23 protein-coding genes are annotated in these 24,591 nt (G+C 72.2%); 6 read left to right on the top strand and 17 right to left on the bottom strand.

Annotated features, from left to right (window positions below; translation table 11 throughout):
• Window positions 1–187: 187 nt before the first annotated feature.
• Complete coding sequence (locus tag ABZU32_RS02430) at window positions 188–1,120, bottom strand: DUF3068 domain-containing protein (RefSeq protein WP_354916056.1); 933 nt, start codon at window positions 1,118–1,120, stop codon at window positions 188–190.
• 378 nt (window positions 1,121–1,498) lie between these two features.
• Here ABZU32_RS02430 and ABZU32_RS02425 point away from each other — a divergent pair, with 378 nt between their 5' ends.
• Window positions 1,499–2,458: a LysR family transcriptional regulator gene (locus ABZU32_RS02425; RefSeq protein ID WP_354836745.1), complete on the top strand. Its 960-nt coding sequence runs from the start codon at window positions 1,499–1,501 to the stop codon at window positions 2,456–2,458.
• Window positions 2,459–2,610: 152 nt separating this feature from the next.
• On the top strand, window positions 2,611–3,753 hold the full coding sequence (locus tag ABZU32_RS02420; RefSeq protein WP_354836747.1) for a S1 family peptidase: 1,143 nt from the start codon (window positions 2,611–2,613) through the stop codon (window positions 3,751–3,753).
• A 192-nt stretch (window positions 3,754–3,945) separates the two neighbouring features.
• Here the strand turns inward: ABZU32_RS02420 and fabG are convergent, their stop codons facing one another.
• The 6 genes from fabG to ABZU32_RS02390 all read right to left on the bottom strand — a co-directional run bounded on the left by fabG (window position 3,946) and on the right by ABZU32_RS02390 (window position 9,353).
• Window positions 3,946–4,707: a 3-oxoacyl-ACP reductase FabG gene (gene fabG / locus ABZU32_RS02415; protein WP_354916054.1), complete on the bottom strand. Its 762-nt coding sequence runs from the start codon at window positions 4,705–4,707 to the stop codon at window positions 3,946–3,948.
• Between the two features lie 114 nt (window positions 4,708–4,821).
• On the bottom strand, window positions 4,822–5,757 hold the full coding sequence (locus ABZU32_RS02410; protein WP_354916051.1) for a sugar kinase: 936 nt from the start codon (window positions 5,755–5,757) through the stop codon (window positions 4,822–4,824).
• Window positions 5,758–5,797: 40 nt separating this feature from the next.
• Window positions 5,798–6,430 (bottom strand): bifunctional 4-hydroxy-2-oxoglutarate aldolase/2-dehydro-3-deoxy-phosphogluconate aldolase, encoded by a 633-nt coding sequence (locus ABZU32_RS02405; protein ID WP_354916048.1) that lies wholly within the window; start codon window positions 6,428–6,430, stop codon window positions 5,798–5,800.
• Window positions 6,431–6,461: 31 nt separating this feature from the next.
• A complete protein-coding gene (locus tag ABZU32_RS02400) occupies window positions 6,462–7,298 on the bottom strand; it encodes a hypothetical protein (RefSeq protein ID WP_354916045.1) in 837 nt (278 codons plus the stop codon).
• Window positions 7,292–8,437 carry a galactonate dehydratase gene (dgoD, locus tag ABZU32_RS02395; protein WP_354916042.1) on the bottom strand — a complete coding sequence of 382 codons (1,146 nt, stop codon included), beginning with the start codon at window positions 8,435–8,437 and terminating at the stop codon, window positions 7,292–7,294. Before dgoD ends, ABZU32_RS02400 begins: the two co-directional genes overlap by 7 nt.
• Before the next feature lie 184 nt (window positions 8,438–8,621).
• Window positions 8,622–9,353: an SDR family NAD(P)-dependent oxidoreductase gene (locus ABZU32_RS02390; RefSeq protein ID WP_354836759.1), complete on the bottom strand. Its 732-nt coding sequence runs from the start codon at window positions 9,351–9,353 to the stop codon at window positions 8,622–8,624.
• Between the two features lie 173 nt (window positions 9,354–9,526).
• Between ABZU32_RS02390 and ABZU32_RS02385 the strand changes: the two genes are divergently transcribed.
• The gene (locus ABZU32_RS02385; RefSeq protein WP_354836761.1) at window positions 9,527–10,390 is read left to right on the top strand and encodes an AraC family transcriptional regulator; all 864 of its coding nucleotides are present in this window, start codon (window positions 9,527–9,529) and stop codon (window positions 10,388–10,390) included.
• Window positions 10,391–10,515: 125 nt separating this feature from the next.
• Here the strand turns inward: ABZU32_RS02385 and ABZU32_RS02380 are convergent, their stop codons facing one another.
• The 5 genes from ABZU32_RS02380 to ABZU32_RS02360 are packed head-to-tail and all read right to left on the bottom strand — an operon-like array spanning window position 10,516 to window position 18,431.
• The gene (locus ABZU32_RS02380) at window positions 10,516–12,663 is read right to left on the bottom strand and encodes an alpha-galactosidase (RefSeq protein ID WP_354916039.1); all 2,148 of its coding nucleotides are present in this window, start codon (window positions 12,661–12,663) and stop codon (window positions 10,516–10,518) included.
• Window positions 12,664–12,679: 16 nt separating this feature from the next.
• Window positions 12,680–13,543 carry a carbohydrate ABC transporter permease gene (locus ABZU32_RS02375; protein ID WP_354916036.1) on the bottom strand — a complete coding sequence of 288 codons (864 nt, stop codon included), beginning with the start codon at window positions 13,541–13,543 and terminating at the stop codon, window positions 12,680–12,682.
• On the bottom strand, window positions 13,536–14,474 hold the full coding sequence (locus ABZU32_RS02370; protein ID WP_354916033.1) for a sugar ABC transporter permease: 939 nt from the start codon (window positions 14,472–14,474) through the stop codon (window positions 13,536–13,538). The genes ABZU32_RS02375 and ABZU32_RS02370 overlap by 8 nt, the downstream gene beginning before the upstream one ends.
• On the bottom strand, window positions 14,471–15,739 hold the full coding sequence (locus ABZU32_RS02365) for a sugar ABC transporter substrate-binding protein (RefSeq protein ID WP_354916030.1): 1,269 nt from the start codon (window positions 15,737–15,739) through the stop codon (window positions 14,471–14,473). Before ABZU32_RS02365 ends, ABZU32_RS02370 begins: the two co-directional genes overlap by 4 nt.
• A gap of 49 nt (window positions 15,740–15,788) precedes the next feature.
• Entirely contained in the window at window positions 15,789–18,431 is a 2,643-nt protein-coding gene (locus ABZU32_RS02360) for a glycoside hydrolase family 97 catalytic domain-containing protein (RefSeq protein ID WP_354916027.1), read from the bottom strand.
• 448 nt (window positions 18,432–18,879) lie between these two features.
• Here ABZU32_RS02360 and nth point away from each other — a divergent pair, with 448 nt between their 5' ends.
• From nth to ABZU32_RS02345, 3 genes are all read left to right on the top strand, one after another.
• On the top strand, window positions 18,880–19,566 hold the full coding sequence (gene nth, locus ABZU32_RS02355; protein ID WP_354916024.1) for an endonuclease III: 687 nt from the start codon (window positions 18,880–18,882) through the stop codon (window positions 19,564–19,566).
• 259 nt (window positions 19,567–19,825) lie between these two features.
• On the top strand, window positions 19,826–20,107 hold the full coding sequence (locus ABZU32_RS02350; protein WP_354916021.1) for a hypothetical protein: 282 nt from the start codon (window positions 19,826–19,828) through the stop codon (window positions 20,105–20,107).
• Between the two features lie 155 nt (window positions 20,108–20,262).
• Window positions 20,263–21,138 (top strand): aminoglycoside phosphotransferase family protein, encoded by an 876-nt coding sequence (locus ABZU32_RS02345; RefSeq protein WP_354916018.1) that lies wholly within the window; start codon window positions 20,263–20,265, stop codon window positions 21,136–21,138.
• 34 nt (window positions 21,139–21,172) lie between these two features.
• Here ABZU32_RS02345 and ABZU32_RS02340 read toward each other — a convergent pair whose 3' ends face one another.
• From ABZU32_RS02340 to ABZU32_RS02320, 5 genes are all read right to left on the bottom strand, one after another.
• The gene (locus ABZU32_RS02340) at window positions 21,173–22,228 is read right to left on the bottom strand and encodes a hypothetical protein (protein ID WP_354916015.1); all 1,056 of its coding nucleotides are present in this window, start codon (window positions 22,226–22,228) and stop codon (window positions 21,173–21,175) included.
• Window positions 22,225–22,713, bottom strand: coding sequence for a SigE family RNA polymerase sigma factor (locus ABZU32_RS02335; RefSeq protein ID WP_354916012.1), 489 nt, complete (start codon window positions 22,711–22,713; stop codon window positions 22,225–22,227). The genes ABZU32_RS02340 and ABZU32_RS02335 overlap by 4 nt, the downstream gene beginning before the upstream one ends.
• A 377-nt stretch (window positions 22,714–23,090) precedes the next feature.
• A complete protein-coding gene (locus ABZU32_RS02330) occupies window positions 23,091–23,465 on the bottom strand; it encodes a hypothetical protein (protein ID WP_354916008.1) in 375 nt (124 codons plus the stop codon).
• Between the two features lie 194 nt (window positions 23,466–23,659).
• Entirely contained in the window at window positions 23,660–23,917 is a 258-nt protein-coding gene (locus ABZU32_RS02325; protein WP_354916005.1) for a DUF397 domain-containing protein, read from the bottom strand.
• Window positions 23,918–23,939: 22 nt separating this feature from the next.
• On the bottom strand, window positions 23,940–24,335 hold the full coding sequence (locus ABZU32_RS02320) for a DUF5753 domain-containing protein (protein ID WP_354916626.1): 396 nt from the start codon (window positions 24,333–24,335) through the stop codon (window positions 23,940–23,942).
• Window positions 24,336–24,591 lie beyond the last annotated feature (256 nt).

Below are 24,591 nucleotides of genomic sequence, written 5' to 3'. Positions count from 1 at the left end.
CGACCACCTCCAGCACATGACGGGAGGAGAGCCGCGCCCGGTGCGCTTACGCGGCCACCTCACCACCGAAGCCACGCCCGGTGCCAGCACGCGGCCACCTCATCGTGGAAGCCACGCTCGGTGCGAGCACGCGGGCACCTCACCGCTGGAGCCGCGCTCGGTGTGCGCGTGGCCAGTTCGCTGCGGGCTACGCGCCTGCGGACCGGCGGCGGGAGCGGCTCGCCACCAGCAGGACGACGCCGAGGACCACGACCACCAGGCCGACGACCAGCATCACCAGGGGCACGGTGGTCTTGAGCAGGGTGATCTGGTCCTTGCCGTCGATGGCGCCCTTGACCAGCCTGTCGACGGTCTCGGGGGTCATCTTCGCCGTGGCGACCAGGGCGACCGAGCGCTCCACACCGTCCTTGGTCTTGAGGACCTCGTGACGCTGCTGCTCCTGCTTCACCGGGGACCCGCTGACCGGCTCGACCCAGTAGGTGACGACGCCGTCGTAGAAGCGGTCGACCTGCACGTCACCGGTCTGGTCCATGCCGATCGCCGAGGCGGGCGCGGTCAGCGTGGCGATCTTGGTCGGCGGGACCTTCTGCTCGAACTTGTACACCTGCAGGCCGTTGACGGTGTCCTCGCCGACGAACGCGGCGTCGAAGGATTGCTTGGCCGAGGAGTTGAAGACCTTGTAGGTCTTCTTCTCGGTGCCGAACGGGAACAGGTAGATCTGGCCGGTCATCTGGACCGGCTCCTTGTCCACGTTGGCGCCGCAGCAGTCGACGCCCTCCCCCGTGTACTTGTTGAAGGCGCTGCGCCGCTGGTCCATCTGGATGTTCGGCTGCCCGTTGGTGACGTCGTTGACGGCGGTGAACTCGTCCCACACCACCCGGTCGCCCTTGGCCTCGGCCACGTCGCCGCGCGTGGTCACCGTGATGTCGAGGCTGGCGTTGAGCACCTTCACCTTGGCGATGCTGAAGTACTGCGCGTCGTCGGCGCGCAGCTCGGAGACCCCGTAGTAGTCGGCGGGCGCCGCGACCAGCTTCCCGGCCGCGTAGAAGCGGATGAGCGGCGCCAGCGTGATGAGGAACGCCCCGATCGCGATGAGAACGACTCCAGTGATGCGTCGCATCAAAATCCTCCGGGGTTAACCGACAGCCGGATACTCGGACCGTTTGTCCAATAGCGCGTATGTTGTCCGCGATCGTAGTGCTGCGTGTGTCTTCCGTCACTCACTCGCCCGCCAAATTGATAGAAACGTGTTCTACCTGGGGTGGGGCGGAACGGGCGACCGGCGGCCGCCGCCCCGGTTCCTCCGCGCCGCACCGGCCGCCGAGCCGCCGTTCACACTTCTTGACAGAGCAGGGCGAGGATGACTCGCCTTTTTTCGGCGACCTCGCCCAGCATCATCGCAGCTCAGCGGCGCGATCAGCATGATCCTACAAATTGCAGTCAGATTTGGTGACATATCGGCATTGCGGGCATAACATCCCGGCCGTACGTTCCCGGTATGGATCTGGAGCTCCGTCACCTCAAGATCGTGCGCGCGGTCGCCGAGGCAGGGAGCGTCACCAAGGCGGCCACCCAGCTAGGACTGGCTCAGCCGTCGCTCACCGCGCAGCTCAAACGGATCGAGCGCACGCTCGGAGGCGCCCTCTTCGAACGCGACCGCAACGGCGCCCGGCCGACCCCCCTCGGCGAACTCGTCCTGACCCGGGCCCGCGTCCTGCTGCCCGCCGTGCGGGAACTGCAGGAAGAGGCGGTGCGCTTCGCCAACACCTACACCGGCATCGCGGGCTTCCGCATCGGCGCCACCCACGGGCCGATCCTCGGCGGCCTGGTCGAACGCCTCACCGGCGCCCATCCCTCCACCCCCATCAGCACCCGCACGTCCTGGTCGGCGCGGGAGCTGACCACCCTGGTCGGCGCCGGACGGCTGGACTTCGCCCTCATCGGCACCTGCGGGGAGTCGGCACCACCGGCCGCCGAGGCCATGACCTGGGCCGTCGTCGGCACCGACCCGGTGTTCGTCCTCTTACCCGAAGACCATCCGCTGGCCGGCGACAAGGAGGTGGAGCTGTCCGGGCTCGCCGGCGAGGGCTGGGCCGTCGCGCCGGGGGATGGCTGCTTCGCCGACTGCTTCGCCGGGGCGTGCGCCCGCGCCGGGTTCGTCCCCCGGCACATGTACGAGACCGACGTCTCCACCTGCCTGCACCTGGTCAAGGCGGGCAAGGCCGTGGCCCTGTGCCAGGCGACGTTCGAGCTGAGCGCCGGGCTGGTCATGATGCCCGTCGCCGGGACCCCGCTGCGCTGGAGGCACCTGCTGGGATGGCACTCCGACTCCCTGGCCGCCCGCACGGCCCCCCTGGTCACCGACCACGCCAGGGACGCGCACGCCGAGGCCGTCCGGCGCAACGACCGCTACACCGACTGGCTGGCCGCCAACCCGAGGTTCGGCATGATCCCCTGACCCGTGGCCACGCCTCCCCGAGCGGCGATACGGCACGATCCGTCATCCGTGCGCGCTTCCATAACGCGGCGATAGGGACCAAACGATAGCTCCGCGCCTGGCGTGAGCGCAGTTACGGTGACGACACCCCCCAAACACCGAGGAGAGAGCCCATGCTCCGCAGACGCACGGTCACCGCCGGATGCGCTCTAGCAATCAGTGTCCTCACCCTCATGGCAGCCCCGGCCGTCGCCGAACGCGCACCGGCCGCCGCGAGCCCCAAGCCCGCCCCCGCGATGATCGACGCGATGACCCGCGACCTCGGCATCAGCAAGGAGCAGGCCGAATCCCGCCTTCTCAACGAGGCCCGGTTCATGGGCGTCGAGAAGTCGTACACCGACAAGCTCGGCGCCGGTTACGCCGGTTCCTGGCTCAGCGGGCCCACCTCCTCGACCCTGACGGTCGCCACCACCGACGCCGCCGCGCTCAACGGCATCCAGGGCACCGGCGTGCGGGGCAAGCTGGTCGCGCACAGCCTCGCGACCCTCGACGCGGCCAAGGCCGCCCTGGACAGGACCGCCGCCACGCAGGCGCACGAGTCGACCCCGGTGTGGTTCGTGGACGTGCCCACCAACAGCGTGGTCGTCCAGTCGTCGCAGCCGGCCGAGGCCCAGGCCTTCATCGCCGCCAGCGGCGTGGACGCGTCCCTGGTGCGGGTCGAGCAGTCCAGCGAGCAGCCCCAGACGTTCTACAACCTGCGGGGCGGCGAGGCCTACTACATCAACAGCTCGGCCCGCTGCTCGATCGGCTTCTCGGTGCGCAAGGGCAGCACGCCCGGCTTCGTCAGCGCCGGCCACTGCGGCCGGGCCGGCAACAGCACCGCCGGCTACAACCGGGTCGCGCAGGGCACCTTCCAGGGCTCGGTGTTCCCGGGCAGCGACTACTCCTACATCGCGGTGAACAGCAACTGGACGCCCACCTCGCAGGTGGCATACGGCAACGTGACCGTCACCGGCTCCAGCGTCGCCGGCGTCGGCTCCTCCATCTGCCGGTCCGGCTCCACCACCGGCTGGCACTGCGGCACCGTCCTGCAGCGCAACACCAGCGTCACCTACTCTCAGGGCACGGTCGGCGAGGTCACCCGCACCAACGTCTGCGCCGAGCCCGGTGACTCCGGCGGCTCCTTCATCTCCGGCAGCCAGGCCCAGGGCATGACCTCGGGCGGGTCCGGAAACTGCAGCTCCGGCGGCACCACGTTCTTCCAGCCGGTCAACGAAGTCCTCTCCGCCTATGGCCTCACCCTGGTCACCGGGTAGCAGCCCCCCCACCCGGTAACACGGAGCGCCGCCCTCCCCGGAGGGCGGCGCTCCCGCCGCGCACGGGCACGGACCGGCCGCGCGGGGACCCTCCGCGCGGGACCGGCCGGCGGACCACCCGTTCAGGCTCGTCCGGCGGGTCGGCCGCTCAGGCTCGTCCGGCAGGTCGGCCGCTCAGGATCGTCCGGCGGATCAGCCGCGGGGGCCGCCCGCCACGTAGACGACCTGCCCGCTGACGAATCCGGCGTCCTCGCCCACCAGGAAGGCGACGACCGCCGCGACGTCTTCGGGCCGTCCCGCCCGGCCGACCGGGATCTGCGCGACCCGGGCCGCGCTGAACTCCTCGAACGACTGACCGACCCGCGCGGCGGTGGCCCGGGTCATGTCGGTGACGATGAAGCCGGGCGCGACCGCGTTGACCGTCACGCCGAACCGGCCGAGCTCGATGGCCAGCGTCTTGGTGAACCCCTGCAGCCCGGCCTTGGCCGCGGCGTAGTTGGCCTGCCCGCGGTTGCCCAGGGCGGAGGTCGACGACACGTTGACGATGCGTCCCCACCCGGCCTCGACCATGTGCCGCTGCGCCGCCCGGCTCATCAGGAACGACCCGCGCAGGCTCACGTCGACGACCTGGTCCCAGTCCTCCTCGGTCATCTTGAACAGCAGGTTGTCCCGGGTGACGCCCGCGTTGTTCACCAGCACCGCGGGCGGCCCGAGCTCGGCCGCCACGCGGCGCACGGCCTCGGCCGCCTGCCCGGCGTCGGCGACGTCGGCGCCGACGGCGATCGCCCGGCCGCCCGCGCTCTCGATCTGCTCGGCCGTCCCGCGCGCGTCCGACTCCACGAGGTCGACCACCGCCACCGGCGATCCCGCCGCCGCCAGCCGCCGCGCCACCGCCGCCCCGATGCCGCGGGCCGCTCCTGTCACGATGGCCGTCCGCCCTGCCGAAGCCGTCACCTGTCCTCCTCGCGCTCTCGGCCACCGCCCGGTGACCCCTCCGGGGCCGCCAGCGTAACCGCCGCCGCACGCCGCCGCCGCACGCCACAGGCATCGGGCGCGGCGGTGGCCCGCTCACCTCAGGGTGGCGCCGGGCGGGGCGGCGAGCAGGTCCAGCTCTCCCCGCGCGGGGAGTCCTTCCCAGTCGCCCGGGGAGCCGACGGCGAAGGCCGCGGTGGTCGTGGCCCGGTCCAGACGGCCGGCCAGGTCCAGGCCGTCCAGCACGGCCGACAGGTAGCCGGCGACGAACGCGTCCCCGGCGCCCACGACGTCGGCGACCCGCACCGGACGGGCGGGCCGGTGCGCCGTCCCGGCCGCGGTGTAGGCGCTGGCGCCCTCGGCGCCCCGCTTGACGACGACCTCCGCCACGCCTGCCTCGAGCAGCGCCGCCACCCGTTCCGCCTCCGTCAGCGCCTGCGGCGGGGCGAGCAGTTCCAGCTCGTCCTCCGAGGCGACGGCGATCGACAGCCGGGGGGCCAGCGGCCGGAGCGCCCGCGCCGCCTCCTCTCGTCCCCAGAGGCGGGAGCGGTGGTTGACGTCCAGGCAGACCCGCGCGCCGCACTCCACCGCCGCGCGCACGGCCGCCGCCGGGCCGGGGCCGAGGGCGGGCGTGATGCCGGTGACGTGCACGATCGTGGGCGGCGGGTCGAGCGCGGGCAGCACGTCCTCGGGCCGCAGGAAGGAGGCCGCCGAGCCGGCCCGGTGGTAGATCACCCGGGTCAACTCCCCGACGCGCCGCTCCAGCAGCATCAGCCCGGTGGGCCCGCGGGGGTCGGAGCGCGCGTGGGACACCTCGACGCCCTCGGCCCGCAGCGTGCGCAGCACCAGTTCGCCGGTCTCGTCCTCGCCGACCAGGCCGGTCCACCGGACGCGGTGGCCGAGCCGGGCCAGGCCGATCGCGACGGTGGACTCGGCGCCGGCGACCGACAGCCGCATGGCGCCGCCGAGCCGGATCGGGTCGCGCGCCCGCAGGGACGCCATCGTCTCGCCGAAGGTGGCCACGTCGATCACAGCGCGTCCCTGATCGTCTCGTCGAAGGTGGCCACGTCGATCACAGCGCGTCCCTGAAGGCGCGGACGCGTGCCCTGAGCTCGGTGAGGCTTCCGCCGTCGGCGGCGTCGCCCACCAGCGGCGAGCCGACGCCGACCGCGACCGCCCCGGCCCGCAGGTACCCGGCCGCGGCGGCGGCGTCCACCCCGCCCACCGGCACGAACGCGACTTCGGGGAACGGGTCGCGCAACGCGCGCAGGTAGCGCTCGCCGCCCAGCGAGGCGGGGAACAGCTTCACGGCGACGGCTCCCGCGCCGAGCGCGGCCACGACCTCGGTGGGGGTGAACGCGCCCGCGAGGACCGGCAGGCCGAGGGACCGGCCCCGCGCGACGGACGCGGAGACGGCCGGGGTGACCAGGTAGGACGCGCCCGCCTCGGCGGCCGCGTCGGCGTCGGCGGCCGACAGGACCGTCCCCGCGCCGAGCTCCGCCGCCTCGCCGAGAGCCGTGCGCGCACGGCGGAGGACCTCCAGCGCGCCGGCGGTGACCAGCGACACCTCCACCAGCTCGACGCCCTCCTCCACCAGGGTGAGCACCGTGCGCAGCGCCGCGCCGGCGTCCCGGCCACGGACGATCGCCACCAGGCGCCGTCCGGCCAGCGTCGACAGGAAACGCGCCTCGCGCGCCCCGTCCAAGGGGGATTCAGCGGGTGATTCAGCGGGTGATTCAGGCATCGCTCATCCGTTCCGCGGCCACGACCAGCCGCCAGGTCAGTTCGCCGGACGGCGGGACCACCGCCGCGTCCCCCGGCCCGGCCTCGTCCAGGTCGAAGACCGCGCCGAGCATGGGTTCCACGCCGATGCTGCGGTACGGCGCGCGGGCGGGGAACCCGCCGAGGTTACGCCACAGCGCGGTGGACACCGGCACCCCGCCGGGCGCCTCCAGCCGCAGCAGCAGCGCGTCGGCTCCGTCGGTCACCCGGACGGCGGCGCAGCGCAGCACCGCGCCCGCCGCGGTGCCGTCGCACGGGCCGAACCGGTCGAGCGGCAGGCCCAGCGGAGCGGGCCAGCGCCCCTCGACGTAGGGAGCACCCGCCGGCCACGGACGCCGGAGCATGCCGGCGGCCTCGGGGTACACCCTGGTCACGGTGTCCGCGGGAGCGACCAGCCGCGCGTCCTCGCCGACGTCGAGCAGCGCGTGGGCCGTCCAGACGAAGGCGTACCCGGGGTCGGCCGACAGCCGGTACTCGGCGATCACCGCCCCGGCCTCCTCGGTGACCCGGCGCAGCAGCTCGTAGCCGGCGCCGCGCACGCGGGCCCGCGCCGCCGTGCCCTCCCAGGGCCGGCTCCACGCGTCGCCGTGGTCGGGCAGGCCGCGCACCGTGGGAAGGCACTCCTCCACGCCTCCGGCGTCGACGAACTCCGCGCCGGGGGCCACGTCCGCGCGGGCCGGGTCCGGGCGCGACCACAGCCACTCGCGCCCGCCGCCGGCGAGCGAGGTCCACCTGCCGCCGCGCGCCAGGTCGAAACGGGGGTGCAGGGGGATCCGGAGCGTCGTCACCATTCCGCGAACGCCCCGTCCTCGTGCCGCCAGACGGGATTACGCCAGGCGTGCCCACGCTGGTCCGCGCGCCGCACGGCCGCCTCGTCGATCTCCACGCCGAGTCCCGGCCCGGTGGGACGGGCGGCGTGGCCGTCGGTGAAGCGGAACACCTCCGGGTCGAGCACGTAGCCGAGCAGGTCGTCGCCCTGGTCGTAGTGGATGCCGATCGAGTGCTCCTGGATGAGGAAGTTCGGGGTGGCGAAGGCCACCTGGAGGCTGGCGGCCAGCGCCAGCGGGCCGAGCGGGCAGTGCGGGGCGAGCTGGGCGTCCCACACCTCGGCGAGGGAGGCGATCCTGCGGGTCTCGGAGATGCCGCCCGCGTGCGACAGGTCGGGCTGCACCACGGCGACCCCCGCCTCCAGCACCGGCCGGAAGTCCCAGCGCGAGTACAGCCGTTCCCCGGTGGCGATCGGGACGCCGCTCGCGCCCACCACCTCGCGCAGCACGTGCGGCCGGTCGGGCAGCACCGGCTCTTCGGCGAACAGCGGGTGGAACGGCGCGATGAGCGGCAGGACGCGCCGCGCGCCGGCCGCGGTGAAGCGGCCGTGGAAGTCGACGGCGACGTCGCGGTGCGGGCCGAGCAGTTCCCTGGCCAGCGCCACGCGGTCGACGATGCCGGCGACCTCGGCGGCCGTCGGGATCGGGGACGTCCGGCCGGCGGCGTTCATCTTGACCGCGGTGAATCCGGCCTCGACGCGGGCGGCGATGCCGTCGGCGAGCTCGGCCGGCTCGTCGCCGCCGACCCAGGCGTACATGCGCACCCGGGAGCGCACCGGGCCGCCGAGCAGCACGTGGACGGGAGCGTCGTGCACCTTGCCGGCGATGTCCCACAGGGCCTGGTCGAGCCCGGCGAGGGCGCTGGAGAGCACCGGGCCGCCCCGGTAGAAGCCGCCCTTGGACATGACCTGCCAGTGGTCCTCGACGCGCAGCGGGTCGCGGCCGAGGAGGTACTCGGCGAGCACGTGCACGGCCGCGCGGACCACCTCCGCGCGTCCCTCCACGACCGGCTCGCCCCAGCCGGCCACTCCTTCGTCGGTCTGCACCCGGCAGAAGAGCCACCGCGGCGGCACGAGGAAGGTCTCGACGCCGGTGATCCTCATCGCGCCCTCCGTCCCCGGCCGGCCACGCCGTCGCCGGCGGTCACGGCATTCCCGCCGGTCGGCACATCCCGGCCGGCCGCCGCACCCCCGCCGGCCGCGTCGTACCACCGGGCCGCGTCGTACCACCGGGCCGCGTCGTACCACCGGGCCGCGTCGTACCGCCGAGCCGGGGCGTACCGGCCGGTCACGCCGAGTCCTTGACCGCGCTCCAGCCGCCGTCGACGACGAGGCACGCTCCTGTCACATACGAGCTCTCCTCGCAGGCGAGGAAGGTCACCGCGGCCGCGACCTCCTCGGGCCGGCCGAAGCGGGCGGCGGCCGTGCCGGCGGCGCTGCGGCGGCGGTCCTCCTGCCCGATGCCGTCCCAGGCGGGGGTGAGGATCGGCCCGGGAAGCACGGTGTTGACCCGCACCTCGGGGCCGTACTCCACGGCGAGCTGGCGGCCCAGCGACACCAGGCCGCCCTTGGCCGCCGCGTAGGCGGGGTGGGACGGCAGGCCCGCGATGGCGTGCACGGAGGAGCTGAGCACCACCGCGCCGCGCGCGTCGCGCAGGAGGCCGACGCAGGCGCCGATCGCCAGGTAGGCCGCCTTGAGGTTGACCGCGATCTGCCGGTCCCAGTCGCTCTCGGCCAGTTCGTGGGCGGGGGCGCGCACCACCACGCTGGCGTTGCTGTGCAGCACGTCCAGCCGGCCGAACTCCTCGCGCGCCGCCTCGGCGACCCGCCGCCAGGCCGCGGAGTCGGCGACGTCGCCGGTGATCGGCAGCACCCCTGGCCGGTCCGGGCCCTGGTCGGCCACGTCGACCGCGATCACCCGCGCGCCCTCGCACAGGAAGCGGTCCACGACCGCGGCGCCGATCCCGGAGGCCGCGCCGGTCACCACGGCGACCTTCCCGGCCAGTAATCCCCGTCCCATGATCTCCATCCCCCAGGTCGTGAGGAGCCCGCCCGGCTGGACGGCCTCCGTGATCGGCCGGGCACGTGTCTCGGGTGGCCGGCGCCACCAGTCAACCGGCGGCGAGGGCCGCGGGGAATGGCGGATGTACGGCACTGCCTGGACAATCCGATGGTCCATGCCATACTGAGCCGATGCCGATCCAGGAGGGGTTCCGCAACCAGCGGCTGACCGTAGTCCCGCGCCGCGTCACCGCGGAGGCGCAGGCGCGCCCGGTGACCAGACGCCTTCAGGTCACCGACTGCGGCTACTACCCCAACGCGACCGACCACCTGATGAGGAGGCCGAACGGCACCGAGGAGACCGTCCTCATCCTGTGCGCGGCGGGCGCGGGGTGGGCGGACGTGGGCGGCGCCCAGCACCGCGTCGGGCCGAGCGCGGCCCTGATCATCCCGCGCGGCGCCCCGCACTCCTACGGCGCGTCTTCCGAGGCACCCTGGACGATCTGGTGGTGTCATCTTCGGGGCGGCGATCTCGCCGAGCTGGTCGGGGAGATCGGCGTGAGCGCGTCCAGGCCGGTGATCCCCATCCGGCGGCTGGACCGGGCGATCGCCCTGCTCGACGAGATCGTCACCGTCCTCGAACGCGACCACTCGCCGGCCAGCCTGATGGGCGCCGCGGGCGCGGCGTGGAAGCTCCTCACGCAGATCGCGGCCGACCGGGTCATGCCGGCGCCCGGCGACCCTTTGCAGCGGGCCATGGCCTACCTGGCCGAACGGCTTGACGGCACCGTCCGGGTCGCCGACCTGGCGTCACTGGTCGGCGTCTCCCCCTCCCACCTGAGCGCGCTGTTCCGCCGCGCGACCGGCGGCGGCGTGCTGGCCCACCACACGGCGCTCCGCATGGCCCAGGCGCGCAACCTGCTGGACACGACGGACGCGACGGTCGCCGCGATCGCCCGCGAGGTGGGCTACCACGACCCGTTCTACTTCTCCCGCCACTTCAAGCGGCTGCACGAGGCCAGCCCGACGGAGTACCGCAACCGCGCCAAGGGCTGACGCCCCGGACGCGGGCGCGTCCCGGCCCCCTGCCGTCACAGCCGGCCGGCCCGGGGACGCGGGTCCGTCCCCCGGCCGGCCAGACCCCGGCGCGGGTCCGTCCCGAGGGCGCCGGTCACGGCCGTTCAGGCGCCGGTCACGCGCAGCAGCACCGACCGGTCGACGTCCAGCGAGGGCGCCTCGACGCCGGCCAGCCGCAGCACCCGGCCGGGCATGGTGACCCCCTCGCGCTGCCAGGGCGGGAGCACGGCGCCCGCCGCGGGCGGCTCCCCCGGGTACACCGCCCGCACGGTGTAGAACCGGTCGTCGTCCAGCCCGGGCAGCCGGACGCGGCCCGGCGGCCAGGTCGCGGGCCGGGCGACGACGCTGAACGCGTACAGCGCCTCGCCCCGGTCGGCCGCGACGACGCCCTCCAGCCGGAGGGCCGGGTCGGGCAGGTCGGCGTGCACCACCTGACCCGAGTGCAGCAGGCTCCGGTGCTCCTTGTGGAAGGCGACCCAGCGGGCGAGCCCCGCGCGGGTCGCGTCGTCGGCGGTGAGCAGGTTCACCTCGATGCCGAGATGTCCCCACAGCGCCTTCTCCGCCCGGTAGTCCAGCGGGTGGGCGCGGTGGGTGGTGTGCGACTCCTCGGCGCCGATGTGGGTGCCCTGCATCTCCGGTGGCACCAGCAGGCCCGTCCAGCGCTGGATCTCCAGCCGTTCGTGCGGGTCGTTGCAGTCGCTCGGCCAGACGCGGTCGGCGAACTCAAGGACGCCGAGGTCCACGCGCCCGCCGCCGCTGGCGCACGACTCGATCTCCAGACCGGGGTGGGCGGCCTTGAGCTCGGCCATCAGCCGGTAGACCTGCTCCACCTGCCGCCGCACGCCCGGCCTGCCGTCCGGGCCGTGCCCGGCGTCGAGCAGGTACCGGTTGTGGTCCCACTTGATGTAGGCGATGCCGAGGGCCGCCACCAGCGCGCTCATCCGCTCCAGCACGTGGGCGTAGGCGCCCGGGTGGCCGAGGTCCAGGACATGCTGGTGCCGGGAGGGCAGGCCGGGCCCGTGCCCGGCGTCGAAGACCCATTCCGGGTGCTCGCGGGCCAGCTCGGAGTCCAGGTTGACCATCTCGGGCTCGAACCAGAGGCCGAAGTCCATGCCCAGTTCGCGGACCCGGGCGGCGAGCGGTTCCAGGCCGTCCGGCCACACCCGCGGGTCGACCGTCCAGTCGCCCAGCGAGCTGGTGTCGTCCCGGCGGCCGAGGAACCAGCCGTCGTCCAGCACGAACCGCTCGGCGCCGATCTCGGCTCCGCGTTCGGCGAGCGCCGCCAGGGTCGGAAGGTCGTGCCGGAAGTAGACCGCCTCCCAGGTGTTGAGCACGACCGGCCGTGGTGAGCGGGGGTGCCCGGACCGCGACCGCAGGTGCCGGTGGAACCGCGCGGCGAGCTCGTCCAGCCCCGTGCCCCACGACCCGTACTGCCACGGGGTCCGGTACCACTCGCCCTGCCCGAGCACCACCTCGCCGGCGAGCAGGATCTCCCCCGCCGCCAGGTGTCTGGTGCCCGCGGGCGTCCGCTCGGCGGCGAGCACCTGGTCGCCGCTCCAGGCGAGATGCGTCGCCCACACCTGGCCGTGCCGGAACCCGAAGCCCTCCTCGCCGGCGACCAGCAGCGTCGTGTGCTCCAGCCCGGGCTTGCCCCCTCGGGAGGCCCGGACCCACTCGCCGACGTGGAATGGGCGGCGCTGCGGCACGCGCTCCAGCGCCCACCGCCCGGTCAGGTCGAGGATCTCCGTCGCCTCGGACGGGACGGGAAGGGACAGTTCGAGGTGCCCGACCCGGTACGGCGCCGCGGCGTCGTTCCTGAGGCGGGCCCGCTGCCGGACCAGGCCGCTCGCGGCGAGCACCTGGATCTCGATCTCGGCGGTGAGGCCGTACTCAGGGTCGTGCGCGGTGCAGCGCAGCAGCGGCCCGCCGTCCGCCTCGCCGTCCAAGTGGTAGGCCGCGTCCCGGAACTTCGGCGCCCAGCGGCGGCCGTCGTCGTCGCCGGTGAGCCCGGGACGTCCGAGCCAGCCCTCGGCGAGCTGCGGAAGCACCGGCACGGGCTGCGGATAGGTCACCGCGCTGTCGCCGATGGCGGGAAGCGCGGCCCTGCTCAGGTCGGCCAGCACGTCGCCGCTGAGCGGGCCGAGGTCCGGCCCCCAGTGCAGGATGCGCGGAAGCCGGCCGCCGTCGACGGCGACGACCAGGCCGGTGCCCCCGGCTCGCAGGTGGATCGGCGTGCGGGTGTCGTCGTTCACTGGGCGTACTCCCCCGTCATCCCTTGAGTCCGCTGCTCGCGATGCCGGCGAAGAACTGCCGTTGCAGCACCAGGAAGACGATCACGAGCGGTATCGAGCACACGAACGCCCCGGCCATCAGCGTCGGGTAGTCCGTGCCGAACTGTCCCTGCAGTCCCGCGAGGCCCACCGGCAGCGGCCGGTTCTCCCCCGAGGGCGAGACGATGAGCGGCCACAGCAGGTCGTTCCACGAGTACAGGCCGGTCAGCACGGCGAGCGCGGCCAGCGTGGGCCTGGCCATCGGCAGCATGACGTGCCAGAACACCTGGAAGGTGTTGGCGCCGTCGAGCCGGGCCGCCTCCTCGTAGTCCTTGGGCATCGTGCGGAACGCCTGGCGCATCAGGAAGGTGCCGAACGCCGAGAACAGGCCGGGGATGGCGAGCGCCGGCAGGGTGTCCAGCAGATTCAGGCCGCGGACCAGGTCGTACTGGCCGATCAGGAACAGCTGGCTCGGCACCATCAGCATGAGGATGAACAGCCCGAACAGCGGCTCGCGCCCCCGGAAGCGGATGCGGGCGAAGGCGTACCCGGCGAGCGAGGCCACCGCGAGCTGGCCCGCGACCCGCAGCACCAGCGCGCCGGCCGACACGCCGAACATCGACCAGAACGGCACGGTGGAGAAGAACGTCCCGAACGAGCGCAGCGAGAAGGCGTCCGGCAGGACGGTCGGCGGGATCCTGGTCGCCTCGGCGGTGGTCTTGAACACGGTGAGGATCTGCCAGGCGAACGGCACCACCATGACGACGGCCGCGACGATGAGCACGGCATGGATCGTCCAGGTGGAGGCCGCTCCCCCGCGCCGGCGGCGGCCCGGCCCGGAGCGGGCGGCGGACTCAGCCATAGAACACCCACGATCTCTGGAGGCGGAACTGCAGGGCCGTGGCGATCATGATCACGATGAGCAGCACGACCGCGATGGCGGCGCCATAGCCCTGGTGGAACTGGACGAACGCCTTCTCGTAGAACAGGTACACGATCGTCTTGGAGTCGGCCAGGGCGGTGTTGTTCACCCCGCGCAGCATCACGAAGATCAGGTCGAACATCTGCAGGGCGGCGATCACGCTGAGGATCGTGACGAAGAAGATGCTCGGGGTGAGCAGCGGCACGGTGATGTGGCGGAACTGCCGCACGCGCCCGGCGCCGTCCAGGGCCGAGGCCTCGTAGAGGTCCTTCGGGATGGCCTGCAGCCCGGCGCCCAGGATGATCATGTTGATGCCGAGGCTCATCCAGATGCCGACCGCGCCGAACGCCCAGATGGTGTACCGGGGGTCGGCGACCCAGAACCGGCCCTCGACGCCGAACCACGACAGCGCGGTGTTCAGCAGCCCGAAGTCGCCGTTGTAGATGAACCGCCATACCATGCCGATGGCCACCGGGAGCGTCACCACCGGCAGGAAGAACAGCACGCGGTACACCGCCCGCCCCCGCCCGACCTGCTCGATCAGCGCGGCGAGCACGACGGCGAGCGGGATGCCGAGCAGGATGATCGCGGTGTAGAGGGCGGAGTTGCCGAACGCCTTCCAGAACTCCAGGTCGCCGAGCAGCTCGGTGTAGTTGCCGAGCCCCACGAACGTCGCCGGCCCGAACGCCGGCACGTCCTGGAAGCTCTTGATCACGGTGGACAGGAACGGCCACAGATAAAGGGCGGCCAGGCCCAGCACCGCCGGGGCGATGAAGGCGAACGCCCACCAGCCGCCGGGCTCGCCGACGCCCGTGCGGCGACCGGCCGGCCGCCGCACGGGTGTCGATGTCACAGTCTTGACGGACGTCATTGCTTCGCGAGCACCTTGTCCACGGCGTCCTGGTACTCCTTGGCCGCCTGCTGCACCGGCTTGTCGCCGTTCCACGCGGGGGTCAGGTACTGCGCGGCCAGGCCCTGCCACTCCGAGGCGTTGCCGGCGACCGGCAGCGGGACGCTGTAGTCGATGGCGTCGATGAAGACCTTCAGGTTGAACTCGGGCATCGCGTCGAGCCACGGCTGCTGGGTGCCCTTGTAGGCGGGGAGCACCGTCCCGGTGGCCGCCTGGATCTCGGCCGCCTTCGTGCCGCCGAGGAAGGCCAGGAACTTCTTCAGCTCCTCGGGGTGCTTGGACCCCGCGTACCCGGCGTTGCCGATGCCGCTGGTGACGGTGGCGCGCTTGACGCCCTGCGGCAGCGGCGCGACGTCGACCTTGCCCTTCAGGTCGGGGTTGTTGTGCAGGCGGAAGGCCCAGTACGCGCCGGAGAAGTACATGGCGACCTTCTGGTTCTCGAACATCGAGACGGCCTCGGTGTCCGAGAGCTGCTGCAGGGTCGGCGACACGCCCGCCGCCTGCAGGTCGGCCCAGAACTTCAGGCCGGCGACGCCGGCCGGGCTCGCGAAGTCCGAGGCGGTGCCCTCCGGATCGACGATCTGCGCGCCGGCCTGCAGCATCGTGTTGTAGAAGCCGCCCTGCGCGTCGATCGGCGCCGCGATGCCCCACACGCCCTTGGCCTTGTCGGTGAGCTTCTTGGCGGCGTCCTGCACGTCCTGCCAGGTCCAGGTGTCGTCGGGGTGGGCGACCTTGGCCGCGTCGAACAGCGCCTTGTTGTACCAGATGCCGTTGGTGTCGAAGTCCTTGGGCAGCGCGAAGACCTTGCCGTCCAGGGTGTAGGAGTCCGAGACGGCCTTGGGGTAGACGCTCATGTCGATGCCGGCCGACTTCACCGTGCCGGACAGGTCGAGGAGCTGGCCGCCCTTGGCGTACTCGCGGAAGTGGTCGGCGAGCATCCAGAACGCGTCCGGCGCGGTGCCGCCCGCGGCGCCGACCTGGAGCGTCGACCAGTACTCCGTCCACGGCAGCGTCTGGATCTTGACGGTGATGGTGGGGTTGGCCTTCTCGAACTCGGCCGCGATCTGCTTCATCGCGGGCGACTGGTCCTCGCTCCAGTTGGCGTAGGTCAGCGTGACCTTCTCCGTCGATGACGAGGTCGACGCGCCGCCGGACCCGCCCGAACAGGCGGTCAGGACCGTCGCCGCCGCGGCCATCGCCGCGGCGGCCATCCACTTGCGTTTCATGGTGTTCCTCTGATCGTGCTGTGCCCCGGTCGTCGTGACCGGCGCGGTTTCATCGGCTGGTGGATGCGACGCGCAGGGTCGTGTCGACCCAGTCGACGTGGACACCGGTGTCGTCCGGCGTCGCCGTCTCGCTGCGCAGGCAAAGGGTCTGGACGCCCCGGACGTCCACGGTGAACGCCGTGACGGGCTTGCCCGCCTCGACGATGGCGGTGAACAGCTCGCGGCCGTCGCCGAGGACGCCGACCCGGGCGACGCCGGTCGACTCGTCGTCCACGCCGACGGCGCCGGTGAAGGCATCGGCGTGCCCGCCGAGGTGGAAGCGCGCCTCGGAGTACGGCGCCGTGCCCAGGCCGCGCGCGAAGCCCTCGCCGGCCACGCGCATGGGCCGCCCGTCTCCGGGGTTGCCCGCGCCGTTGGACTGGTCGCGTTCGACGGGGCCGTCGTCGTTGACGAAGGCGATCATCGGCAGGTCGGACAGCGCGTGGTCGCCGGGCGTCAGCGGGCGCACGACCCGCGCGTGCGCGACGACCGGAACGCCGCCGTCGCCGTCGCCGTCCCTCTCGACCGTCACGACCCCGAGACGGCCCGGTGCCAGCGAACGATCGGGGCGAACCACCCACCCTTCCGCGCCGTCGCGGTGGGCCGTCCTTCCGTCCTCGCCGTCGCGACCGAGTATCCGACCACCCTCGCCGTCGCGGTGGGCCGTCCGACCGTCCTCGCCGTCACGGCCGGATGTCCGACCGTCCTCGCCGTCGCGGTGGGCCGTCCAGCCGGGCGGAAGGCGGAGCCGGGCACCGGCCTCGGTCGTGATCGTCGCGGTGCCGTCCGGCCCGACCTCGGCGACGGCCGGGTGCACGGCGGGCGGGGACTGCACGGGGCACGGCACGGCCCGGAACAGCGGGCTTCCGGCCGGGGCGACGATGGCGACGAAGCCGCCGTCACGGGCGACCTCCACGTCGATGCCGTCGCCCGCGGTCGTGGTGGTCTCCGCCAGCCCGGTGGCCGGCACCTCGCCGGTCGCGGGCGACGCGTCGGCGACGAGCCACACCTGGGCGTCCGCCCCCACCCTGAGGCGGTCGAACGGCACGCGCAGGACGCGCGCCTCCCCTGTGGCGATGCCTCCCACGAACCAGCGGTCGCCGGACCGGCGGGCGACGACCGCGTGGCCGTCGGGGTCGCCGGTCAGCAGCGCCGTCTCCTCCCACCACGGCGCGAGCTCCGCCAGGAACCGGGCCGCGAGCGGCCGGGACGTGTAGGCGTCGACATGGTCGGCGAAGTGCGTGATCCCGCACTCGAACGCCACCGAGAGCCCGAGTTCGTGGCCGTCGCTCGTCGTGCGGTTCGCCGCGCCGAAGGCGACCGGGGTGGCGTCCATGCCGCCGACGACGTTGCGGGTGAACGGCTGGATCACGTTGTGCGCGGCGGTGAGCGCCTGGTTCTCGAAGAACACGTAGTACTCGGCGCCGCGGATCGCCTCGTACCCGATCACCTGGGGGAACGCGCGTCCCCAGCCGCGCGGGATGACCGAGCCGTGGAAGTTGACCATCAGGCCCAGGCGGGCGGTCTCGGCGAGGATCGTGTCGTACCAGCGGTAGCGGTCCTTGGACTCCGACTCCATGAAGTCGACCTTGATGCCGGCGACGCCCCACGACCGCCAGAGCGCGAGCCTGCGCAGGTCCTCGGGGCTGTTGAGGTCACGCCAGATGGTCCACAGGTGCACCTGGACGCCCCGGCGGCTCGCGTAGGCGACGATCTCGGGGACCCAGGTCTCCTCCCACCCGCAGTCGATCAGCAGGTGCTCCCAGCCGAGGCTCGCGGCGACGTCGACGAAGTGCTTCTGCTTCTCCAGCTGCGCACCGGAGTAGAAGTCCGACCACCACGACCAGGCCGCGCGGCCCGGCCGCACCCACGTGGCCTCTTCCAGCTCGGGCGCGGCGGACGGCGCCAGCTCGTCCACGAACAGCGAGGACACCAGCCGGGACAGCGTCCCCGCCAGGAAGACCCGCCACGGCGTCACCAGGCCTCGGGTGACCTCGACGGCCTCGTCGGCCGGCGCGAAGCGCAGCGTCCGCTCGCCGGCCGCCCCGGGCTCTCCCACCTCGGCGTGCGCGCCGGAGAACCGGCCGTCGATGCCGGACTCGGTGACCAGCACGTGCCTGGTGGCGTCGAGCCGGGCCAGGAAAGGGAACCCGTAGGCGCCGCTCGGCAGCTCGGCGGTGGCGGCCCCGAAGCGGGGCGTCTCGTACCAGGTCTGGTAGTCCAGCACCCAGCTCCTCGCCCCGGCCGGCAGCGTGACGGCGGTGCGGTCGCCGGTCAGCAGGGCGGTGCCGTCCAGGGCGGGCAACGCGTAGCGGACGGCGACGCCGTCGGGCCCGGTCCGCAGGATCACCTGCCACTCGACGCCGGCCTCGCGGAAGGTGCGGACGGTCTCGTGGTGCTCGTAGTGGTGCTCGCCCACCGCCTTGCCCGAGCGGGCGCGGAACCGGTCGCGGACCGTGCGCTCCACGACGCCCGCCGGTTCGGGGTTGAGGCCGAACTCGACGCCGTCCAGCGAGAACCCCAGCGGGATCCCGTCAAGGACCACCTCGCCGTCGCACGCGACGGTCAGCCGCACCCCCGTGTCCGTGACACGGACCCAGGCGCTCACCGCACCCGGACCCGTCGCGGGGCCGGGACGTACTTCGTCGGTCACGAGGTTCTCCATCACGATGCCGTCCGACTGTTTGCCGTGGCGGATTACCGCCACATATCGATGACGCTATTGATCACGTCACCGCACGTAACATGGGCTTTCACAGGTACCAGATAGACGATCCGACGGCCCCGGCGGGACGGCGTTCACCTCCGCGCCCAGCGGGCCGACGGTCGCGGAGGCGTCGCCGCCGCCGGTCGGGTCCGTTGCGCCATCGGGCCTCCAAGGGGAACGATCGACCTGACTTCCTGGACTTCACCGAGGTGCGTCCGTTCAGGTGAGGTAACTATGAGCCCAGGTCGGAGGTCACAGGAATGGTCGAACCGGCGAACCACCTGGACGATTCGACTATCACGCCACCACTCACCACATGTGTCGTCATGATCAGGGCAGCGGGTAACGGCAGACGATCAGTGCAGCAGATGACGGCAGAGGAGGAAGGCGGGAGATGACCGAGGCCGATCGCGAGACCATCGAAGAGGTGCGCCGCCGGCTGCGCGCCCGGCAGGGGCCCTTCGTCCCGGGCAAGGCGCTGCCCGTCGTCGACCAGGTGGTGGCCACCGTGCTCTCGCAGGCCACCTCCGACCGCAACTCCGAGCGGGCCTTCGCCACGTTGAAGACCCGCTTCCCGAGCTGGGAGCAGGCCGCCGACGCCCCCGTCGACGAGGTCGCCGACGCGATCAGGTGCGGCGGCATCGCCGACCAGAAGGCCCGGCGCATCCAGCACATCCTGGCCGTCATCGAGGAACGGGAGGGCCGCATCGACCTCGGCCGCCTGGACGGCCTCGACGACCAGGCCGTGGAGTCCTACCTCACCTCACTGCCCGGCGTCGGCCCCAAGACGGCCGCCTGCGTGCTGGTCTTCTCGATGGGACGCCCCGCCTTCCCCGTCGACACCCACGTCCACCGCGTCACCGGCCGGCTCGGCTGGATCCCGCCCGGCACCACCGCCGAGAAGGCGCACCGGCTCCTGGCCCCCCGCGTCCCTCCGGAGATCCGGCACGAACTCCACATCGCCCTGATCGTCCACGGCCGCACCATCTGCCAGTCGCGCCGCCCCCGCTGCGACACCTGCCCCCTCACCGACCTCTGCGACTACTACGCCACCACCTACACCGCCACCGCCGAACACTGACGGCTCCCAGGCTGGACGCGGAACCCCTCTGTGAACCCGGCCGGTGGAGTTGCGGGCCCGGCAGTCACGGGGCCCATAGGTCGCGAGCTCACTAGGTCACCGGCCCGGTAGGCCACGCCCTCGCCGTCGGGACCGCCGCCGTCGAACCACCGCCGTGCAGCGTCCGGAAGCTGACCGCATCTGGACACCTCCTACCAGATCAGGGCAAGGCACCTCGGGTAAGGATGCACGCGTCCGTACCCCCCGGAAGGAGCGCCTGATGAATGCTCTGGTCAAGCGCATGGCCGCCGTCTGCGCCGCGGCCATGCTCGCGAGTGCCCTCACCGCCGCGCCCGCCATGGCCATGGACGCCAACTACACCTGCACGAGCGGCAACCGCTTCCTCCTGTCCGACCTGCTGGGCTACTACATCACCGCCAGCGGCTGCACCGGGTCGGGCACCGGCACCTACGGCACCATCACCATCCCGTCCGGGAGCTACTTCTGCCAGAACGTGACCTACTTCCCGACCATCGACTACGCCAACGGCCAACACTGCTGAGCCCACCACGCCAGGTGAGCCGACCGGACCCGTCCGAAAATCGGATGTCGTCCGCACCACTCCGCGCGTAGGCTTCCTGTCCGGCGGGGCCCGGACCCCGCTCGTCCCGCTCCCGGACGCACCACCGTCGTACAGAAACGGCACCAGGTCTGACCGTGATCGACATAACCGCCGACCTCGTACGCGCCCTGGTCGCCGATCAGTTCCCCGAATGGAGCGGCCTGCCGGTCGAGCCGGTGGCCCGCCAGGGCTGGGACAACCGGACCTTCCGGCTCGGTGACCGGTTGGCCGTGCGCCTGCCCAGCGCCGAAGGCTACGTCGCCGCGGTCGAGAAGGAGAACCGCTGCCTGCCCGTACTGGCCCCGCATCTCCCCCTGCCCGTCCCCGCGGTGGTCGCGGCGGGACGCCCGGCGGCTGGGTATCCGCTCCCCTGGTCGGTACGGCGCTGGCTGCCGGGAGACACCGTCGAGGCGTCCACCGACCTCGACCGGTCCGAGCTGGCACGGGACCTCGGAGGCTTCCTGACCGCGCTGCGGCGCGTCCCGGCGCAGCAGGGGCCGGCGGCCGGCCGGCACTCCTTCTTCCGGGGCTGTCACCCCAGCGCCTACGGCGACCAGGTCGAGTGCGCCCTGGACCGGCTCAAGGGAGTGGTCGACGTGGCCGCCTGTGCGGCCGTCTGGGCGGGCGCGCTGACCTCGGCCTGGCCGCACCCACCCGTCTGGTTCCACGGCGATGTGGCCGCCGGCAACCTGCTCACCACCGGCGGGAGGCTGTCTGCGGTCATCGACTTCGGCACCTGCGGAGTCGGCGACCCCGCGTGCGACCTCGTCATGGCGTGGACGTACTTCACCGGTGACGAGCGGAAGATCTTCCGCGAGGCGGCCGGCCTTACCGACGACGCCTGGAGACGCGCACGCGGATGGGCGCTGTGGAAGGCGCTGGTGACCATGGCCGGCCTGTCCAGCCCCGACCCCGACGCCTTCCAGGCCCGCGTCCTCCCCCACGTACTGGACGATCCGGTGATCGAATGACCTCCGGCGCCGCACGTCCGTGACTCTTGACGATCTACCGGCGGCGCCAGAGGCCGACCGACCAGCGGACCGGACGGTTCGGCGCCTCGGGCGACATACTGAGCTTCACGGAGATGGTCGATTTCCTGCCCTTCGGCACCTTCAGCTCGGCCAGCGCCATCGGGAACGGCCCGCTCGTCCACACGGCGCACGTGCCCCGGGAGGCGAGGCGATCATCCACCTTGATCGTGAACCACAGCCGCGGGGCCACGTCCCCGGTGCAGATCTGGTCGATGGCGACCGGTTTTCCATCGCCGAGCACGTCGAACGCCAGTGATCTGTCTCGCGGCCAGGTGCCCGTCCGGGAGTCGGCCAGCCGGTAGCCCCGCAGCTCGGGCAGGGCCCGCGGCGCGGGCGGCTCGATCGGCCGCTCGGGCGGCGCCCACTCGTACACGGCCAGCGAGAAGGCGACCTTCCCGTTCTCCGGCGGCACACAGGAGCCCTTCGCCACAACGCAGCCCCCCAGCCGGTCGACCAGCTCGAAGGAGACCCTGATCCGCTCGCCGGCGCCCGCGGGCACGGCCAGCGGCGCCAAAAGCCTGCCCTTCCCGCACGGCAGGAGGTCCCAGGGGGCCGCGGACACCGGCTTGCCGCCGATACGGATCCGCACCCCCATACTTGATCGGACGCCCCCGGAGCAGGCCGCCGCGACGTCCAGCGGCCCGCCCGTGACCGGCACCGTCACGGTGGCCTTCCTGGAGCCGCCGGCCGCGACGGCCGCCACGGCCAGGCGCCGGTACGCGGCGCCGTCGGCGGCGGTGAACGCCTCAGGCAGCGGATCCGGTCGCTCCACGGGGGCCGCCCTCTGCGTAGACGTCCGGCCCGGCGACGGGGCGACGGCCACCGCGTCGGGCCCCGACTGGGCACGCCACGGCAGGAAGGCCAGGCCCAGCACCGCGACCGCGCTCAACGCCGCGCCCGCGGCAACCCCGCGTCTGCGCCGCCGTATCCTGCGGATGCGTGCCTGGACCTGCTCGTTCCGGACGGGGTTGGCGGGGGCGGGGCCTTCACCATGGGAGCGCAGGACGTCCCGCAGATCTTGTACGGTCATCGGTACAACTCCTTCACGACCGAGTCGTCCACGCGCAGCTTGGCCAGCGCCTTGGCCGTCTGGCTCTTGACGGTGCCGGTTTCGCAGTCCATCAGCCGCGCCACCTCGGCCACCGGAAGGTCCTCGTAGAAGCGCAGCACCACCACGGCACGCTGCCGGGCGGGCAGCCGTCCCACGGCCCGCCAGAGCGCCTCGCGCTCGGCGAGATCGCCAGACCCCTCCGGTGCGGGCATGTCGGGAAAGTCGTCACGGGGCACCTCCCGCCGCCACCGCCTGCGCCACCACGAGGTGTAGGTGGTGACCAACACCCGGCGTACGTACGCCTCGGGCTCCTCCACGCCCGGCCAGGCGAACCACGCCTTGGCCAGGGACTCCTGCAGCAGGTCCTCCGCCACCCCCCAGTCGCGGGTCAGCAGGTAGGCCGTGCGTAACAGCCGATCGGACCTCGCCACCACGAAATCCTCATACAACGCCCGATCAGCCATCCGCACCCTCCCACCCACCGGCACCCCCGACCACCTCACCCGGGGACACCTCATCCGCCCTGTCCTCCGTGGTGACGCATCGAGCCCAGAACCGGGTTGCCCCGCCTATGACCAGTGGGCTCATGGAACCGATATATCCGGAGGCCTCACCCGTCGCGTGACCTGGAGAGCGACGACGTCGACCTGTGCTCTGCGGATGTCGGCGTCAGACCCACAATCGACAGGCTCACTCGACGGAGGTCGCGCAAGCCGCGGCTGGACCATACGTGGACGGATCGGTCCAGCCGATATCAGCACTGCGAATCGTCCTTCGGCACCTGCGTTTCTCCCAACCTGCACAGTGGCAGATTGCGGGCGGCGACGGCGATCGCGAATGGTTACTCTTTCTCGGCACCTCGGGGCAAGGCAACTCGACGCCCCGCGATGAGACCGGCCGCCATACCGAGACCGCAGACCAGCAGCGGCCAGCCGTACGGACGACGCGGTTCCCAGTCGTCGAGAACGATCAGCATTCCGGACACCAGGACGCATGCGGTGGCGAACCAGGTGAGACCGCGGCCCACAGTCCGATTACGCGCGTTCTTGAGGAGCATGAACAGAATGACGGCCAGCATCACACCTGGCCCGGCCAGCTCCACGTAATAGAGGACCTGCCTGACGTCGTACGACTGCGCCTCGACGACGGCGGTCAGGGGAATTCCGACGAGCCAGGTGGCGATCGACATGGGGAAGGCCATCAGCAACATCAGCACAAATCCGTAGACGGAGTCCCCCAGGCGACCTTCTATGGTCATCCAGGCGAGCGCCCCGACTGCTGCCAGGTAACACAGAAGGGCCGCAAGCTCAGGCAGCGCGGGCCTCTCACCTGCGCGGGGAAGCATAGGCGCCTTTCGAACGGAGTCGGGGCGAGCGCCCATGGATAGCGTAAGCGCCGAGGATGGCGAGCCTACCCTGCCCGATCAGCCCAGCCATCTTTGATGCCGCCGACGAATGCCCTCCAAACACTAGGCCTGAAGGCGAGCACGGGCCCCGCCGTATTCTTCGAGTCGCGCACGAGGCGCAGTTCGCCCCCCTCCACCTCGTGCCATAGTGCAGCCTCTTCCGGTACTCGCGCGAGGGCGAATTCGACGCATCCATTCGCGCCCTCGCTGAAGCTGCTCTTTCGCCAGTCTTGAGTGATGATCGGTTCCGCTGTTCGCGACACGCAAGTCTCCTTGTCTTGTCGACTAGAGCTGCCCGGCGATGTGCCCGATCATCTCAAGGGATTCGTCCGGACCGAGCGCCATAGCGCGCAGTTGGTCGAAGACCAAGCCATATCGGTGCACATCCGTATCATCCTCGATGTACAGGCTACTTGCCATGGTCTCGACGTAGACGACAGCAGGATCATGCCTGCCGGGGAATTCCATGATCGAAAATGCGCCCACCACACCCGGATGCGCACCGACACGGTTGGGCAGCACCTGAATCGTCACATTGGGCCGCTCGCTCTGTTCCACGAGATGCTTGCACTGCTCGCGCATGACCTCAGGCCCGCCGACGACCCGTCTCAGAGCGGCTTCGTCCATGACCACCCACAACTTCAGCGGATCGGGCCGCCGAAGCGTCTCCTGGCGGGTCAGCCGAACCGTCGGACACGACGATTCGCGTCGAGGTCACCGACGAAGGGCCCGCGACCAGCGCACCCCGCGTACGGAACGAACCGGAAGCCGAGGGCGGACGAGGACTGCAGATCATCAGCGCACTGGCCAAGGAATGGGGCACCGTCCGCCACGGTCAGAACGTGACGCTCTGGTGCGACCTAGCCATCGTCCGGTGCTCCTCGCCGCCAGGCCATCAGGCCAGAGATCCCGCAGCGCGCTGACGCATGCCGCCGTC

It is taken from the genome of Sphaerisporangium sp. NPDC005288, assembly GCF_040607475.1.
GTDB classification, from domain to species: domain Bacteria; phylum Actinomycetota; class Actinomycetes; order Streptosporangiales; family Streptosporangiaceae; genus Sphaerisporangium; species Sphaerisporangium rhizosphaerae.
The sequence above is the reverse complement of the archived record's forward strand: the minus strand, read 5'-3'. Positions and strand labels throughout refer to the sequence as shown.